The following is a 15,865-nucleotide window of genomic DNA, read 5'->3' on the forward strand; positions in this document are numbered from 1 at the left end:
CCTGTAAGACATTCTTAAATTTATATATTAGTAGCCCATTAACCAACCCACATGAGCTACGACCTTTCCATTTCGATAAAGCCTGCAGATCACTCTCAGCTGAAAAACTTCATACAGGAACTTCCCGATATGCAACCTGACCTCAGGATGGTAAAGGGCACTACGCACTATATGGAGATCGACCTTGAATTCGTAAATGAAAATGAAGAATACGAACGCGGTGAAACGAAAGGCCAGGTAAACCATATCAGTTTCCATATCCCGTATGACTATCTCAAAAAAGGTGATCCGGATGTGTATTACAACTATGTACAGCAAATTGCCGACCATACCGGAAGCAGGGCCAAAGACATGCAATCGGGTCTTTTCATAGACGACCCGGCATTTGAGAGCTTCAGGGTACGAGGACTCACCAGCAATATGGAGGCTTTGTATAATTCTATACAGCAAAAAGGCAATATCCTTTATTTTAGCCGCACCACAACAGATTATTATCCTTTGGCCATCGACCTGAATGACCTCACCCTGCACCAGGCCGAACAAAAAACAAAAGTGAGCCCTGAATACCCGCCCTTCATCAAGATAAGCCATAAGGTATCCGGCAGTGGCAAATGGATGGCCGTGGCCCATTGGACAGATAAAAAACAGCTGAAGATATTCAGCGCAAAAGAAGTGGACACTGCCAATCAGGCCGTGATTGATGCATTATGGAAAAAAGACCCGGAAACCGTTATCAGCGGTGCGGGGCAGGTTGTAATGATGGCCTTCAGTGACGATGACAAGCTGCTTTTCAGCAATGCCTACAAGAATAAAACCCTTAAGCTGTGGGACAGGGCGACAGGCAACCTTATTAAGAACTTCTCTGTTTATGCCGGGCATATTGGAGCATTTAAGCAAATAAATGAAAAACTGCTGTGTGTTACTTCCAATGCAGGCATCAGCTTCTTTGATATTGCTTCGGGCAACCTGATAATCCATGTTGTACCGCTAAAAAACAATTGGATAACATTCACTCCCAATGGCGATTACGAGTTTAAATCGAAAATATCTGATGCGATAGAGCTGGACTGGATAGACAACGGCAAGAACGAAAGCCTTTGCTTCATACCCGGACTGGGCTTTGCGTACTATGAACGAAATGCGGCCTACAAACTGAATAAGGTAAAAGCAGCACGAGGAGCTGAAAAGGAAAATTTGTTAGACATAGCCCTAAAAGGTTTTTTATAGTTAGTATATATCCTCTGAAAGATCGCTTCGTCGTTCCTCCTCGCGATGACGATGCAGTAAGCGATCAAACAGTAACACGTCCCACAGGCAACCCTAAATCCTAAACCCCGGACTAATCAACTTTTAAAAAGGAATACACTACTTTTGCCATTTTGGAGTTATACTGTAGTGATGCTGAAAAAGAGGTTTTTACTGGTATTGTTATGTTGTGTTTCCGCGCTTTACGGGCAGGAAACAACTACGCCTTATAAAAACCGCAGGATAACTGCCGACCGGGATACCATTGCCATCGACAGCGTAAGCATCAACAAGGCGTTTTTTAAGTTGCAGGATGCCGCCGGGAAAGACGTCGATACCAGCAACTACAGTGTGGATTTCCGCACCGCACGGCTGGTTTTCAAAAACGGCTTCCGCACGGCCGACACCCTCACCCTGCGCTACCTCAGCTACCCGGACTACCTGACCAAAAAATACAGCATTTACGACGAGAGCCGTGTGGTAGCCAACGATGCCGGCACCGAAAACCGTTACAAAGTGACCCGCGACCCGCTCAATACCTTTAAGCCGTTTGAAGGGCTAAACACATCGGGGAGCATAACGCGGGGCATTACCGTGGGGAACAACCAGAGCGCGGTGGTGAACTCCAACCTCGATTTGCAGATTACGGGTAAATTATCCGACAAAGTGAGCCTACGCGCCTCGATACAGGACACCAACATCCCGTTGCAGGAGGGTGGTTATTCGCAAAAGCTGGATGAGTTCGACCAGATATTCATCGAAATGTTCAGCGATACCTGGAACATCCGCGCAGGCGACCTGTTCCTTGAAAACCGGCAGTCGCGCTTCCTTAATTTCAGCAAGAAGGTACAGGGGCTTTCCACAGCATTCACGTTTGGCAAGGAAGGTGCAAAAACCTCGATATTCACAGCGGCGGCATTGGTTCGCGGCCAGTATGCACGCAGCACCTTCACGGGGCAGGAAGGCAACCAGGGTCCCTACAAGCTGCGCGGCCCGAACGATGAGCTTTACGTGCTTGTCATCTCAGGTTCGGAACGGGTATTCGTGAACGGCATCCTGATGGAGCGCGGCGAGAACAACGACTACATCATCGACTATAATGCGGGAGAAATCATTTTTACCTCTTTGTTTCCCATCACTTCGGAGATGCGCATCAACGTGGAGTACCAGTATTCCGAGCGCAGCTATACCCGCTTTGTGACCTATGGCGGCGTGACCCACGAACAGGAGGACTGGAGCATTGGCGGATATGTATATTCGGAAAATGACGTAAAGAACCAGCCGCTGCAGCAAAACCTTACCGAAGAGCAGGTGGCTACCCTGCAACAGGCCGGGGACAACACCAACCTCATGACCGCACCTTCAGCCTATGTGGATACCTATTCGGAGAACAAGATATTGTATCGCAAAACGATGGTCAACGGCGTGGAGGTATTCGAATATTCCAACAACCCTGAGGAGACATTATACAACGTACGCTTCAGCCTGCTGGGCAACAACCTGGGCAATTACATTTTGGCTAATGCCGCCGCAGTGGGCCGCATTTACGAATATGTTGCCCCGGTAAACGGCATCCCGCAGGGGAATTACGAACCCATCATCCGCATAACACCGCCGAGCAAGATACAGATCGCCACAGTGCTGGGGAAATACAATCCGTCCGAAAAAACAGTGGTCGATTTTGAGGCGGGCATCAGCAACAACGACCTCAACCTCTACTCTCCCATAGACGATGGCAACAACCAGGGGCTTGCCGGAAAGATCGATGCAAAGCAGCGGCTGTACACAGGCAAATTTGAAGTGGACGCCTTTGCCAATTACCAGTTCATACAAAAAGATTTCAGGACGATAGAACGCCTGTTCAATATCGAGTTTGGGCGCGACTGGAACCTTGCCAACATTATTACCACCAACTCCAACCAAAGCTACCTGGTTACCGGCACTACGTTCCGCATCCCGCAAAAAGGGCAGGTGAATTACCAGCTGGAAAAGCTCGATTTTTCCGGGCTTTTTACCGGTACGCGCCATGTGGTCGACGGGCAGTTCAAATTCAACAAGCTTATGGTGCTGAACCGCGGTAGCATCCTTGACAGCGACAGTGATTACGCTACCTCAACGTTCATCCGCAATGAGGCTTTGGCCAAATACCATTTTTCGAAAAACTGGGTTGGCGGGAGCGTACGCCTTGAAGACAACCGGGAGAAGATAAAAGCGACAGGGCAGTATACGGCGCTCAGCCAAAGGTTCAGCGAGGTGGGGGCCTTTGTGGGACGTGGCGACAGCACCAAAGTGTATGTGGAACTGGGCTACCTGCGCCGCGTGAATGACAGCCTTGTGAACGGCGTGCTGCAAAAGGTAAACACTTCTAACTCCTACTACCTGAAATCGCGGCTGCTGCAAACCGAAAAAAGCGACCTTACCCTGTTTGCCAACTACCGCCGCCTGACTTTTGAAGACCCGGCGTTTAAGGATGAGCCGTCGCTCAACTCGCGCCTGCTGTACAACGACCGCTACTGGGACCAGCTGGTGCAGGTAACCACCGCCTACGAAACCACGTCGGGCACCATTGCCCAGCAGGAATTTACCTATCTGGAAGTCGAACCCGGGCAGGGGGTGTATACGTGGAACGACTACAACGGCAATGGCATACAGGAATTGCAGGAGTTTGAAGTTGCGCCCTTCCCCGACCAGGCGACATTTGTACGGGTGTTCCTGCCCAACCAGGTATTCGTGCGCACCCACCAAAACAAATTTTCGCAGTCGGTTACACTGAACCCGATACAGTGGCAAAACGAAAAAGGCTTCCGGAAACTGCTTTCTTACTTCTATAATCAAACTTCTTACCTCATCGACAGGAAGATAGAGCGCAATACCGATAACTTCGACCTCAACCCGTTCTCTTCAAGCGAACAGAATTTGCTGGGACTGTCATCAAGCATCAGGAACAGCCTCTTCTACAACCGCGGCAAGCAGGACCATTCGGTTACGTACACCTACATCAGCAACCGTGCGAAAACACTGCTCACGGTAGGCTCGCAGGAAAACAGCAACAACTCCCACCAGCTGCAATATGCGCACCTCATACAAAAAACATGGCTGCTCAACTTTAACGGGCAAACCATAAAGAGCAATACCTATTCAGAAAATTACGGCAGCAAGAATTTTGAGATCGAAGGCTATCTGGCAGGGCCGAAAGTGTCGTACATTTTTTCGCGCAATGCCAGCTGGGATCTTTTTTATGAGTACCGGAGTAAAGAGAACCAAATAGGTGACCTTGAAACATTGTACCAGCAGCGTTTGGGCACCTCTTTCAACTATGCTTCCGATAAGCAGTTTACAGCCAGCGGTGAGTTCTCGCTGTACAAAAACGACTTTACGGGCAACCAGCTCTCCCCTGCCGCCTACAATATGCTCGAAGGCTTATTGCCGGGACAAAACCTAACCTGGCGCCTGCTCCTGCAAAAGAACCTCACCCAGTTTCTCGACATCAACGTCAACTACCAGGGACGCAAAAGCGAGACCAGCAAGGCGATACATACGGGGAATGTGCAGCTGAGGGCTTATTTTTGATACTTAAAGCAAAAATGTCATATCGAGCGCAGTCGAGATGCGGCATTTTTGCTTCTCGACTGCGCTCTAAGTGACAACGTTATTGAATCATGTTCACGTTACTCAAACATCGCTTTTTCTTTTTTTGAAAAAGCATCGGATTGCAGTGCGTATTTTTTAGCAAAATCACGCAGGGAAGCGTCCTGTTTCGCGTAGTTCTTTATCAGGAAAGCCTTGTCTTTTTTAAGTTCGGAAGTATAGCCGGTTATCCACGGCACGTTGTCCTGGATGTTGAGGCGTATCAGGCGGGCCTCATAATTATTGGGATCCTTTTCAATAATTTCTTCCAAAAGATCAGTTCCGCGGTTAAAGAGCTTTGTCTTGGTGATGAGCCCGCTTTCGTATTTGGCAAGGAGGACTATCGAAGCCGCTTTATAGGCCATAAGGGTATGGTTGTTGCCATTGGCTTTGAGGTCTTTAAGCCCGTCATGAAACTCGTTGGCACTGCTTTCTGACGTGGCAGCATCGATATACTGCTGGCGGACAGAAATGAGCTCAGATTTGGGGTTGGCAAAAAACAGCACAATCAAATACGACAAAAACTTCATCTGCAAGGGTTTAAAATGCAAACCTACAGTTTAATAATAAAATATACAGCATGAACAATTGTTAAAGAGCAGGTTAAAACATATGCTCAAAATCATTATTTTTAAGCCAAACCAATATCAATATGAAAAAAACTTTCTGTTTCCTTGTCCTTCTGCTGTTTGCGAAAAATGCATATTGCCAACTGCAGCCGGATAAAAATATTGCTGAAAAATATAAAGTAGCTATTGAAGAATTCAACAAAGCTAATGACTCTGCAGTTGCTGAATTTTACTATAAGCGGGGTGGCATCAGGCAGGATTACCTGGATTTTGAGGGTGCGATTTCAGACTACGACAAGCATATTTCCTTTAACCCCGATAATTTCAAGGCCTATTATAACCGTGGCCTTGCAAAGATGGACCTTAATTGGCTGCATGATGCGATAAAGGATTTTACGAAGGCCATTGAATTAGATCCTGGACACGACTATGCATACAACAATAGGGGAATTTGCAAATACATGCAAAAAAGATATAAAGCGTCAATAGAGGATTACAATAAAGCGATAAAAATCAATCCCGAAAATGCCGAAGCATACAATAATCGCGGTGCAAGCAAAATACTATTGAAACGCAGGAAAGAAGGTTGTGAAGACCTCCAAAAAGCCTATGCATTGGGCGACACTAAAAGCCTTACTGCGATTCAGAAATACTGCACAGAATAAAAGCAGAAAGGGGCGCTTCACGGCGAAGCTAACCCCTTTCCTAAAAAAACCAACTAGTTATCTAAATTACTGCTTCATGACCTTCAGCGAGGCTGATGCGCCACTCGTAGTAATTGCTTTTACCGTATAGCTTCCTGCAGGAAGCCCGGATACGTTTATTTCTGTAGTGTTTGCTCCTGCTTTTTGCGAAAGGACTTTCTGGCCGAGCAGGTTGTATATTGCAATGTTATCCAGCGCTGTGTTGTTGCTTATGGTAAGCACATCACTCACCGGATTAGGGAATGCCATCAGGCTTTTCAGCTCAAACCCTTCAGTACTCAATGCTTCATCCACTAAGATGGCCTTCGCAGCGCTCTCGCATCCGTTAAGCGTTTGGGTCACATAGTAGGTCATGCCGTCTGCAAGGGCTGTGGTCACAGGCACTTCGGCCATGTTTCCATTATCATCCACATACCATGTAATCGTGGCTCCGATAAGTATTGTAATCTCAAGGTCGGCTATGGTTTCTCCCGCAGTAAACTGCTGCGTATCGCCCCCACCCGGCATGGCAGGGATTGGGTTTACTATGACCATTATGTTTTGTGCAGGGCTTTCGCAGCTGCCAATAGTTTGCGTAACGGCATACGTAGTCCCGTCGGCCATCACTGTCGTGCCCGGCAATGCTGTAGCATCGTTGGCCACATAATATTTTAGCATAGCTCCCGGCGTGCTGTTAACACTAAGTTCCGAAACGGTTGCCCCATCGCAGAAAGCCTGTGTTTCATTATTTGTCGTAGGCCCCGCAACGGGTGTTACAGTTACCGTAATTGCAAGCCTTTCGCTCACGCAGCTCCCTAAAGTCTGGCTTACATAGTAAGTTGTTGAAGCCAGGCCGTCTGTCAAAGAAAGCTCAGTGCCGCCTGCGGCAACAGCATACCAATGCAGCTGTGCTCCGGCCATTGCGGTAGCCTGGATATCTGCTACCGTAGCCCCCGAACAAAAGTCCTGCGTGTTGTCAGCTGTCGTTGGCGTCGCCAATGTTGTATAGCTTACAGCTACCGTAAACCTTGTGCTTTCACAAGTGCCTACAGTCTGCGAAACGTAATAATTGCCTGCAACCAATACGGTGTTGCCTGCCAGTGGCGAACCTCCCGCAGCGACATTATACCAGTTGATGGTTCCGGCACCTGTAGCCGTAAGGTTGGCCACAGTAGCTTCTGAGCAGAATTGCTGTGTGGCATTTGCTGTTGGCTGGGCTACGGTAGTTATAGTTACGGCAACCGGTACCCGGGCACTCTCGCACCCCCCAACGGTTTGCGAAACGTAATAGGTAGCATTGTTGAGCACCGTTGTGCCTGCAAGGGCAGAACCCCCGGTTGAGTTTGCATACCAGTTAAAAGTAGCACCTCCCGCACCGGTTGCAGTAAGATTGGCAATTGTTGCCCCGGCGCAAAAGCCCTGAGCCGAAGCAGTTGGATTGGATGGCGGAATACAAGTAAATGTCCTGTTCAAAGCGTAACCCCTGTTGGAACCGCCATGGTTGGCGAGGGTAAATGATGCCGAAGCGCCTTTTGCGTAGGCAAAATCAATATCGGCGTTGCTGTACACAAAGGTATAGTCCCCGGCTGATCCCGTATTAAAAGGCCTTGTGGCCACAATGGTACGGGTAGTGCCCGAAACAGTATTGGACGTAACTGTCCAGTTGTTAGTACCGTCTGCTGATGGCGTAACGCCAATGCCATTGTGCACCGCATCAACAAGCGTAGTACCGTTATAGTATACCAGGTCCTGGCCGTCACCCATGCCGCCGCCACTGGCAAAAGAGCCGAATTGCAATGCAAACCACCTGTCTGAGGGGCCTGTGAGCGTAAGCGTGGCTGTACTATTTGCGTTGTCAAGGTCGAGCTTGGCTGTCATGCCCGACATAAGGTTTACCACTCCGGTAGTCTTGCTCTGTGCATGCAGTCCGGCTACAGAAAGTAGTAATGAAGCAATGAGTAATAGTTTTTTCATATCAATTTTTTAAGAGGTTTATTACGTCCTGGTTCCTGGTAAAAACTGCATAATCATAAGGGGTCTTGCCCTCTTTGTCCGTCTGTTTTTTATTGGCTTTGTAGCTAATGAGCAATTTCATGAGCTCGATATTCTCAAACTGTGTGGCATAAATGAGCGGGGTAATGCCCGTAGCATCGGCAATGTTGGGGTTGGCTCCTTTTTCCAGCAGGGCCTTTGCCAGCCTGTTGTTGCCCTTTACCGCCACCGATGCCAGTGCCGTGCCGCTCGAACTGTCATAATCCACATTCTTTACATTTTTAATGAGGAATTCCGCCACCTCGTTATTGCCACGGTAGCAGGCCAGTATGAGCGGGGTAAAACCCATGCTGTTCACCGCATTTATAGTGTCTTTATTGATTGCCATGAGCGCCTTCATCTCGTCTACGGTACCGCGGCGCGCGGTATCAAAAACATCTTTGGCCTGCGCATTGCAGAATAGCGGAGCGAGTACGGTCAAAAGGAGCAGCAATTTTTTCATATCATCATTTATTTAGTGAAAGGCTGTATGCAATCGATACTGTATCGGCAATCTTTTTGCTTATTACCTTGGGTATTTCTATGTCAAAGTCGCCGGGTTTTATAACAAAATCGCCGGTTACAATAATTTTGTCGCCCGACTTCGATATTTTGGCTGTGTCGTTTATCTTCTTAGTTTTACCGTGTATGGTCAGGTCGCCGGATATGGTAAATGCCTGCGGGGTTGCTGTAAGCTTACCTGCATCAAAGCCATCTATCTTTCCTGTAAAGGTAGCCTTAGGGTACTTACCGGTTTCGGCATAGCTCTCATTGAAGTGTTCTTCCATGAGCGCAACTTTGAACCTGAAAGCTTTCATAGGCACCAATACAGCAATTTCACCTGTAGCGGCATCCAGTTTCGCCGAAGCCGTTTTATTCTCTGCCGCCACTTCCTCGTACGACTGCACCGATGCTTCGAACTTTACCAATCCGGCACGCGTGCTGTATTTTTGCCCGTAAAAAAGTGTTGGCGCCAGCAATAGAAGAACGGCTATGTATTTCAGTTTATCCATCTGTTTTTTGTTTAAACCTGCAGGGTTATCAAAAACCCCACAGGTTAGCATCCAGCTTATATGTTTCAATTCTCTTGTAATCCATCTGTATTCCATTGCAGTATCAGGTCGATGCTGCCCTGCGGCATCCTTCCTGTTTGCGGCATGATGCCCTGCTCCCCGTCCCGGCGCTGTATGCGGTCCAGGAGGTCGGTATTTTGCACTGCATCCTTCAGTTCGGCATAGGTTCCCAACGGCCTGAATGACGATATACCATCGCTGCCATGGCAACTGAGGCAATTGGCGCTGATGATGGATTTTATTTGTCCATTATACGTTATCGGCCCTTCGAACAAAATATCCTCTTCCAGGTCTTCATAAGTATTCGATTCGCAGCTAAACAATGTTACTGCCATTATCGGGAATATGTATCGTATCGCTCTCATATTTAAAAAACCCTGTATAAGTTAAACCCGAAAAAGAAATCGCCATCGCCCCAGTCACCCGATGCATGGGTAAGATAACCGGCCTCGGTCATGGACTGCGAGTTGGTGAACAACAGCTGGAAGATATGTCCGCCGGTCTCCACATCAAGCCCCACTGACAGCGGGTTCTTATAAAAATCCGGCTTATCGAAATTGTAGGCATATTCCAGGTTAAGCGCCAACCTTTTGGTCAGCTTCATCCTTCCCCCCGAACCGATCGAAAACTGGTTATCATTCTCAGCAACCGGGTCATACAGGTTTCTGTGAATGAACGACGGCACCAATTCCATAGAAAACCTGTCGGAAAATTTCCTCGAAACGATCAGCTGGCTGATATAGGATAACCTGTCGGCAAATTCCAGCTTCGGGTAATCCTTATCGTCAAGGAAGGTGTTGATGTCTACCGTGTTGTACCCAACCACATCTACCGGAAAGGCATCTCCCTGCCTTGCCAGCCTGTACTTGAGGCTTGTTTCGTACACCTTCAGCATTGTATGCCTCGATGCGCTTACGGCAAGCCAGTCGGTCACGCCATAAATTCCGCCAATCTTCGTCGTTGCCATGTCGAACCCGAAAAATTCGGATATCCCGTCTTTCACCGACCCAAACCGGTGCGACACTACAAAGTAGAACTCCTTTTTGGCAGGCATCTTGGTGGTTTGCAGCGTCACCACCTGCAGGCCTTTGAAAACTGCGGTAGCATAATTGTCCTCTACTACTGTCGAATCCAGTTCGGTAAGCAGGTCGTCCTGGGCATTGGCCCCCATCAGGCAAAACAAGCTTGCAGCAAGTAAAAATCTCTTCATTTATCGTTTTGAGTGTGTTATTCCTTTATTGTGCATTGATCCAGCTTCACCTCGCCAAAAATTTCGTCATACCCTATGCACCTGCCTTTTATGGCTACATTGCCTCTTGCCTTGTTTGGAGGCAACTTGTCGAAACTGCATACCACCAGCGAATCGACTGTAATGAGCGAATCGGCAGCCTGTGTTACTGCACCTGTAACCTCAATGGTCTTATTGAGGTATTTTGCATCGGCCGCTGTAGCATCCTTCTCATAGTCGGCAGCCAGCTCTGAAGAGCTGACCGTAAGCGCGGCGGTTTCGGCCCCTATATCCCTTACAGGCCTGTACAGGTAGCCTTTATAAAACACGGCTCCGGCCAAAACCAGGATGCCAACTATTATCAGTATTCCCTTCTTGCTCATTTTGGTTTTCGGATGATAATTCTGAGACAAAAATATTTAACAGTTTACATTGAAACAGGAAATATGGGCAGATGGGATTTTCTATTTAGAATTTGAATGTTTTGGGCGAGAATTTGAAACACAGGATAGTTATATGAAATTTTAACAGAATTGCCCTGCAAAAAGATTGTTTATGAGGTAGGGTATTGATTTTTTAACCTGTTATATCCTTTTGTTAAATATCAATCGATATTTAATTCATTTTGTTAAAAACATTTTATCCAACCACTAAAACACATTACTTAAATGAAAAAACCTTTACAATTCAGCCCTGCATCGGCTTTAGCGAAAAGTATTGCCATTGTGATGCTGCTGCTGTTTTCAGGCACAGGTCTTAGGGCGCAAATAATCAATAGTTTCCCGTTTACGGAAACTTTCAATTCCAACTCACCTACCCTGCAATACTGGACGCAGGTGTATGAGATCAACAACATGTCCTGGACATTTACCGACGACGCCTCTACCGGGAGCTATGACCTTGACCCTTATGACGGCAACTTTGCCAATTACCCGGCAACTTCGCATGAATTTGACACGACCAAGCTTGTGAGCCCGCTACTCAACCTGGCAGGAATGAGCAATGTAACCCTCAACTTTGTGTACGTTAACCCATTTTGGAGCCCCGACCAAAACTGGCTGACCATTTATTACCGCATATCGGCTACAGATCCATGGGTGCAGCTACAGGAATACCACTCCAACATCACCACATGGACGCCGTCGGGCAACATCACTCTGCCCAACCCAACGGCTACGTACCAAATAGCCATTGAATGTAAAACCGACTACGGCTACTCTACCCTTGTTGACCAGGTTGTAATAAACGGCACACCGGGAGCCGTTACCGTTGCCAGCGTAGATGTGGCCACACAGGGCGGCGTTCCTGCCGAAATTACGACTGCGGGCGGCACACTGCCGCTGGTAGCAACGGTAAACCCGGCAGGCGCAAACCAGTCCGTTACATGGTCTGTTGTAAGCGGCCCGGCCACCGTAAGCGCTTCGGGTGTGGTGACAGCCACAGGGAACGGCACCGTTACCGTAAGGGCAACCTCTGTAGAAGACCCGACTAAATTTGACGACATAGTAATTACCGTTAATGCAGCAGTGGCTGTAACCGATGTGGTGATTACTACCCAGGGCAACGTGCCAGCGGAAATCACTACAGCAGGCGGCACATTGCCACTGGTAGCAACAGTAAATCCGGCAGGAGCCAACCAGGCCGTTACATGGTCGGTAGTTGCCGGCAGCAATTTCGGTTCGGTAAGCGCAACAGGGGTGGTAACTGCCACCGCAAACGGCATCCTTACCGTGCAGGCCACTTCGGTAGCAGATCCTACGAAATTTGACATCTTAGACATAGTGGTTAATGTACCGGTGGCTGTTGTAAGTGTAGATGTTGCTACACAGGGCGGCGTACCCGCAACCATAACAACCGAAGGCGGCACACTGCCACTGACAGCTACAGTAAACCCGGCAGGCGCCAACCAGGCCGTAATATGGTCGGTAGTGAGCGGGCCTGCAACCGTAAGCGCTTCCGGCGTGGTTACAGCAACCAGTAACGGTACCGTTACCATAAGGGCTACTTCTGTGTCCGACCCTACAAAATTTGATGAGATCGTGATTACGATTGCCATCGTAATACCTGTTACTGATGTAGTGATCTCCACACAGGGCAATGTTCCTGCCGAGATTACCACACAGGGCGGCACACTGCAGCTGGTAGCTACAGTAAACCCTTCGGGAGCGAGCCAGGAAGTTACATGGTCTGTTGTTGCCGGTTCGGCATTTGCATCGGTAAGCGCTACAGGCGTGGTTACAGCCACAGCTAACGGAATCGTGACCATTCAGGCCGCATCAGTAGCCGACCCTACGAAAACCGACATCATTGATGTATTGATTGATTTTATAATTCCGGCGGAAAGCGTCGATGTAACTACCGAAGGCGGTGTACCGGCGGCCATTACTACTGAAGGCGGAACATTACAGCTTGAGGCTGTTGTGAATCCTTCCGGTGCCGACCAGGAGGTAGTATGGACAATCGTGAGCGGGTCTGATTTTGCTACCCTGGGGCCTGACGGACTGGTAACCGCAACCGGTGATGGCACAGTAGTGGTGCGCGCAACATCTGTAAGCGACCCAACCATTTTCGATGAGATCACGATAACCATTACGGGCAACCTGGGCACAGGCAGCTTTGCCATCTCTAACCTAAATGCCTATCCTAACCCTGTAACTGACATGCTGAACATCAGCGGGGGCGACATCATAAAATCTGTTGAAGTGCATAATATGCTCGGGCAGCTTGTACTTTCCAAAACCATCAACAGCGATAAGGGCCAAATAGATATGGGTACCTTCCCTGCCGGAAATTACATTGTGAAAATCGGTACCGATAAAGGTTTTAAAAAAGTGAAAGTCATTAAGCGATAAACAATACCAACCAACCATAAATAAAAAAACCGCAGCTGAATCAGTTGCGGTTTTTGTTTTTTGCCGACAGTATCAATGGCTTTCGGTATAATTTTTAAAATTATCCAATATGGCCTGCCACCCCTGTTTCTGAAATTCCTCCGGATGTTCATTTTCAGCATCAAAAACAACAGTTATCAATGTTTTGTCACTGGCATCCTCAAAAGTTACAGTGCATGACCTGCCTCCGAATGAATACGTAAATTTCTCATTCGGAACCACTTCATCATACACGGCCTCAAAATCAAAGCCAAAGCTGCCATCCTTCGCCTCCATTCGTGCGTTGTAGGTGCCGCCTACGCGCATGTCGTTCACAGCGCTTGGGCAATGCCAGTCGGGCGATGCGAAGTTCCAGTTAACGATATGCTCAGGATTGGTGTAAAAGTCCCAAACTTTTTCCCTGTCAGCGGCCACAGTGGCCTGTACGGTTATCTTTCCCATAGTTTATTGTTTCTAGTTGTTGATGGTACAAATTTCGGTCAAACATTATAAAGCAAGAGGGTGGGCTAAAGCCAACCCGAGGGGGATTTTTAGCCAATTGTTACTTTTTTAGCTTATTGAACAAATCATCAAGGCTGTTGAGGGTCATGGTAAAGCCTTCCTTAAAGCCCATCTGGAGCATCATTTCCAGATTGGCCAGGGTTTCATGACTGATCCGGATGTCAACCGTGGTCATTTCACCTTTTTCAATGAAATCCAGGTTCCAATCCGACTTTGGCATATCCTCACCCACATTGCCTTCTTCATCGCTAAAGGCATTCACCTGCTTAAAGTTGGTTTTCGGCGTAATGGAGGTATAATCCTGCACGCCCCAATGCTTCTGCCCCTCGGGGCTTACCATCGCATACAGCCTTCTTCCCCCCACTTTAAAGTCCATCGATTTCGTTTCCGATTTATACGGTTGCGGCGCCCACCAAATGTCCAGCAGTTCCGGTTTGGTGAATACATCCCATACCAAAGCCGCATCAGCGTTAAAATCCCTTGTTATATGTACCGTATTTGCCTCCTTATTTACGGTAAAATCAAAATTCAAATTTGTCATGGCCGGTTATTTTTTAATTTTTTCAAACAGTTCATCAAGACTGTTGAGCGTCATGCTGAATCCTTCCTTAAAGCCCATTTGTATGATCATTTCGAGATCAGCCAGTGTTTTGTGCTTAATACTGATGTCAACCGTAGTAGTATCGCCTTTATCAATGAAATCCAGGTTCCAGTCGGAGCGCGGCATTTCATCTTTCAGGTTGCCCTCCTCATCAGTAAAGGCATCGAGGTATTTGAAGTTGGTCTTTAGAGTGATCGAGGTGAAATCGGCAATGGCCCAGTGCCTCTCCCCTTCCGGGCCCACCATGGCATACAGCCTGCGTCCACCCTCGGTAAAGTCCATCGATTTGGTTTCCGACTTCCAGGGCTGCGGTGCCCACCACTGGTCGAGCAGTTCCGGCCTGGTAAAAACATCCCACACCAAAGCAGCATCGGCGTTAAAATCTCTTGTCACATGAACCGTATTCGTCTCCTTGTTTACGGTAAATTCAAAATTCAAATTTTTCATGGCTTATTGTTTTTTAGTTTGTCTAATAAATCATCAAGCTGGCTGAACCTGGCCTCCCAAATCTTACGGAACTGCTCCAGCCATTTGTCAATTTCCTTCATTTTGTCAATTTCGAGTTGGTAGTAAATTTCCCGGCCGCGCTGCTCCTGTTGTAGCAGGCCGCATTCATCCAATATCTTCAGGTGTTTTGATACTGCCTGCCGGGAGGTGTCAAAATGTTCGGCCAGCGCATTGGGTGTCATGGCCTGTGCGGCAATCAGGGTTAATATCGCCCTGCGGGTGGGATCGGCAATCGCCTGGAAAATATCTCTTCTCATATGTTATGCAATCATTCAGTTGCAAATATATACGCAATTATTTGGTTGCGCAAATTTTTTATCGCAATTTTTTTACATTTCGATATTTGATTTGCAAAAATTTTTATATTTGAAAATATATTAATTAAATATTTACAAACCATGAAAAAAATTTTATTATTATTCGCAGCCACAACAATGCTTATGTCCTGCGGAAAAGACGCAGCAATCCAGGACAAAATGGAAAAAGAGATCAAGAGCCGAATGAAAAATCCGGACAGCTATGAATTTGTAAGCTTCGAGACAAAAGAGGTAACATTTAAAGAAGCTAAGGAAGGCCTTCCGGTAACCCAGGCCGTAATAGACGTTTCGGAAGGCGAAGAAAAGGCAATGTTCCAAAAAGAATATGACTTTGTAAAAGCGGGGACTGATGATAATGCCGTAGCCTATTACAGGGCGCACCTTACAGCAAAAGGCACTAATAGTTTTGGTGCCGTAATCCAGTCTACGTATAGCGCTAAGGTACTGAACAATGATACGCAGGACATCATAGACCTTCACGAGAAAAAATAAAAACCTGCTTTAGATCAAAAGAACCGCAATGTAATGTTGCGGTTTTTTCATTTCTATATTATTTACCATATTTTGTATTGAGGTAAAACAGGGTTCCTTC

16 protein-coding genes are annotated in these 15,865 nt (G+C 47.4%); 5 read left to right on the forward strand and 11 right to left on the reverse strand.

Annotation, left to right across the window (positions count from 1 at the left end; translation table 11 throughout):
* The first annotated feature begins 51 nt into the window (after positions 1–51).
* Positions 52–1,227 (forward strand): WD40 repeat domain-containing protein, encoded by a 1,176-nt coding sequence (locus OGH69_RS12345; RefSeq protein ID WP_265174788.1) that lies wholly within the window; start codon positions 52–54, stop codon positions 1,225–1,227.
* Positions 1,228–1,398: 171 nt separating this feature from the next.
* Positions 1,399–4,815, forward strand: coding sequence for a hypothetical protein (locus OGH69_RS12350; protein ID WP_265174789.1), 3,417 nt, complete (start codon positions 1,399–1,401; stop codon positions 4,813–4,815).
* A 98-nt stretch (positions 4,816–4,913) separates the two neighbouring features.
* On the opposite strand, the gene OGH69_RS12355 is transcribed toward OGH69_RS12350, so the two are convergent.
* Positions 4,914–5,402: a hypothetical protein gene (locus OGH69_RS12355; RefSeq protein ID WP_265174790.1), complete on the reverse strand. Its 489-nt coding sequence runs from the start codon at positions 5,400–5,402 to the stop codon at positions 4,914–4,916.
* A 122-nt stretch (positions 5,403–5,524) separates the two neighbouring features.
* Here OGH69_RS12355 and OGH69_RS12360 point away from each other — a divergent pair, with 122 nt between their 5' ends.
* Positions 5,525–6,106, forward strand: a complete 582-nt coding sequence (locus OGH69_RS12360; RefSeq protein ID WP_265174791.1) for a tetratricopeptide repeat protein — start codon at positions 5,525–5,527, stop codon at positions 6,104–6,106.
* Between the two features lie 66 nt (positions 6,107–6,172).
* On the opposite strand, the gene OGH69_RS12365 is transcribed toward OGH69_RS12360, so the two are convergent.
* The 6 genes from OGH69_RS12365 to OGH69_RS12390 all read right to left on the reverse strand — a co-directional run bounded on the left by OGH69_RS12365 (position 6,173) and on the right by OGH69_RS12390 (position 10,839).
* Entirely contained in the window at positions 6,173–8,098 is a 1,926-nt protein-coding gene (locus OGH69_RS12365; RefSeq protein ID WP_265174792.1) for an Ig-like domain-containing protein, read from the reverse strand.
* 1 nt (position 8,099) lies between these two features.
* On the reverse strand, positions 8,100–8,618 hold the full coding sequence (locus tag OGH69_RS12370) for an ankyrin repeat domain-containing protein (protein ID WP_265174793.1): 519 nt from the start codon (positions 8,616–8,618) through the stop codon (positions 8,100–8,102).
* A gap of 4 nt (positions 8,619–8,622) precedes the next feature.
* Entirely contained in the window at positions 8,623–9,168 is a 546-nt protein-coding gene (locus OGH69_RS12375) for a YceI family protein (protein ID WP_265174794.1), read from the reverse strand.
* 65 nt (positions 9,169–9,233) lie between these two features.
* The gene (locus tag OGH69_RS12380; protein ID WP_265174795.1) at positions 9,234–9,593 is read right to left on the reverse strand and encodes a cytochrome c; all 360 of its coding nucleotides are present in this window, start codon (positions 9,591–9,593) and stop codon (positions 9,234–9,236) included.
* A gap of 2 nt (positions 9,594–9,595) precedes the next feature.
* A complete protein-coding gene (locus OGH69_RS12385) occupies positions 9,596–10,438 on the reverse strand; it encodes a DUF5777 family beta-barrel protein (protein ID WP_265174796.1) in 843 nt (280 codons plus the stop codon).
* 17 nt (positions 10,439–10,455) lie between these two features.
* The gene (locus OGH69_RS12390; RefSeq protein WP_265174797.1) at positions 10,456–10,839 is read right to left on the reverse strand and encodes an OB-fold protein; all 384 of its coding nucleotides are present in this window, start codon (positions 10,837–10,839) and stop codon (positions 10,456–10,458) included.
* A gap of 285 nt (positions 10,840–11,124) precedes the next feature.
* On the opposite strand from OGH69_RS12390, the gene OGH69_RS12395 reads away from it, so the two are divergent.
* Entirely contained in the window at positions 11,125–13,308 is a 2,184-nt protein-coding gene (locus OGH69_RS12395) for an Ig-like domain-containing protein (protein WP_265174798.1), read from the forward strand.
* Between the two features lie 72 nt (positions 13,309–13,380).
* Here OGH69_RS12395 and OGH69_RS12400 read toward each other — a convergent pair whose 3' ends face one another.
* The 4 genes from OGH69_RS12400 to OGH69_RS12415 form a co-directional block, all read right to left on the reverse strand.
* The gene (locus tag OGH69_RS12400) at positions 13,381–13,788 is read right to left on the reverse strand and encodes an SRPBCC family protein (protein ID WP_265174799.1); all 408 of its coding nucleotides are present in this window, start codon (positions 13,786–13,788) and stop codon (positions 13,381–13,383) included.
* Positions 13,789–13,888: 100 nt separating this feature from the next.
* Positions 13,889–14,389 (reverse strand): SRPBCC family protein, encoded by a 501-nt coding sequence (locus OGH69_RS12405; protein WP_265174800.1) that lies wholly within the window; start codon positions 14,387–14,389, stop codon positions 13,889–13,891.
* Positions 14,390–14,395: 6 nt separating this feature from the next.
* Positions 14,396–14,896: an SRPBCC family protein gene (locus OGH69_RS12410; protein WP_265174801.1), complete on the reverse strand. Its 501-nt coding sequence runs from the start codon at positions 14,894–14,896 to the stop codon at positions 14,396–14,398.
* On the reverse strand, positions 14,893–15,213 hold the full coding sequence (locus OGH69_RS12415; RefSeq protein WP_265174802.1) for an ArsR/SmtB family transcription factor: 321 nt from the start codon (positions 15,211–15,213) through the stop codon (positions 14,893–14,895). The genes OGH69_RS12410 and OGH69_RS12415 overlap by 4 nt, the downstream gene beginning before the upstream one ends.
* 141 nt (positions 15,214–15,354) lie before the next feature.
* Between OGH69_RS12415 and OGH69_RS12420 the strand changes: the two genes are divergently transcribed.
* Positions 15,355–15,765, forward strand: coding sequence for a hypothetical protein (locus OGH69_RS12420; RefSeq protein WP_265174803.1), 411 nt, complete (start codon positions 15,355–15,357; stop codon positions 15,763–15,765).
* Positions 15,766–15,865 lie beyond the last annotated feature (100 nt).

Origin of the sequence: Flavobacterium sp. MFBS3-15 (genome assembly GCF_026107645.2) — a bacterium.
Taxonomy (GTDB): domain Bacteria; phylum Bacteroidota; class Bacteroidia; order Flavobacteriales; family Flavobacteriaceae; genus Flavobacterium.

Bases quoted from the DNA above. Each gene is read 5' to 3' on its own strand.
- OGH69_RS12420 (WP_265174803.1), top strand. From the start codon at position 15,355: ATGAAAAAAATTTTATTATTATTCGCAGCCACAACAATGCTTATGTCC.
- OGH69_RS12405 (WP_265174800.1), bottom strand. From the start codon at position 14,389: ATGACAAATTTGAATTTTGATTTTACCGTAAATAAGGAGGCAAATACG.
- OGH69_RS12395 (WP_265174798.1), top strand. From the start codon at position 11,125: ATGAAAAAACCTTTACAATTCAGCCCTGCATCGGCTTTAGCGAAAAGT.
- OGH69_RS12355 (WP_265174790.1), bottom strand. From the start codon at position 5,402: ATGAAGTTTTTGTCGTATTTGATTGTGCTGTTTTTTGCCAACCCCAAA.
- OGH69_RS12390 (WP_265174797.1), bottom strand. From the start codon at position 10,839: ATGAGCAAGAAGGGAATACTGATAATAGTTGGCATCCTGGTTTTGGCC.
- OGH69_RS12385 (WP_265174796.1), bottom strand. From the start codon at position 10,438: ATGAAGAGATTTTTACTTGCTGCAAGCTTGTTTTGCCTGATGGGGGCC.
- OGH69_RS12370 (WP_265174793.1), bottom strand. From the start codon at position 8,618: ATGAAAAAATTGCTGCTCCTTTTGACCGTACTCGCTCCGCTATTCTGC.
- OGH69_RS12415 (WP_265174802.1), bottom strand. From the start codon at position 15,213: ATGAGAAGAGATATTTTCCAGGCGATTGCCGATCCCACCCGCAGGGCG.
- OGH69_RS12365 (WP_265174792.1), bottom strand. From the start codon at position 8,098: ATGAAAAAACTATTACTCATTGCTTCATTACTACTTTCTGTAGCCGGA.
- OGH69_RS12360 (WP_265174791.1), top strand. From the start codon at position 5,525: ATGAAAAAAACTTTCTGTTTCCTTGTCCTTCTGCTGTTTGCGAAAAAT.
- OGH69_RS12400 (WP_265174799.1), bottom strand. From the start codon at position 13,788: ATGGGAAAGATAACCGTACAGGCCACTGTGGCCGCTGACAGGGAAAAA.
- OGH69_RS12380 (WP_265174795.1), bottom strand. From the start codon at position 9,593: ATGAGAGCGATACGATACATATTCCCGATAATGGCAGTAACATTGTTT.
- OGH69_RS12410 (WP_265174801.1), bottom strand. From the start codon at position 14,896: ATGAAAAATTTGAATTTTGAATTTACCGTAAACAAGGAGACGAATACG.
- OGH69_RS12350 (WP_265174789.1), top strand. From the start codon at position 1,399: ATGCTGAAAAAGAGGTTTTTACTGGTATTGTTATGTTGTGTTTCCGCG.
- OGH69_RS12345 (WP_265174788.1), top strand. From the start codon at position 52: ATGAGCTACGACCTTTCCATTTCGATAAAGCCTGCAGATCACTCTCAG.
- OGH69_RS12375 (WP_265174794.1), bottom strand. From the start codon at position 9,168: ATGGATAAACTGAAATACATAGCCGTTCTTCTATTGCTGGCGCCAACA.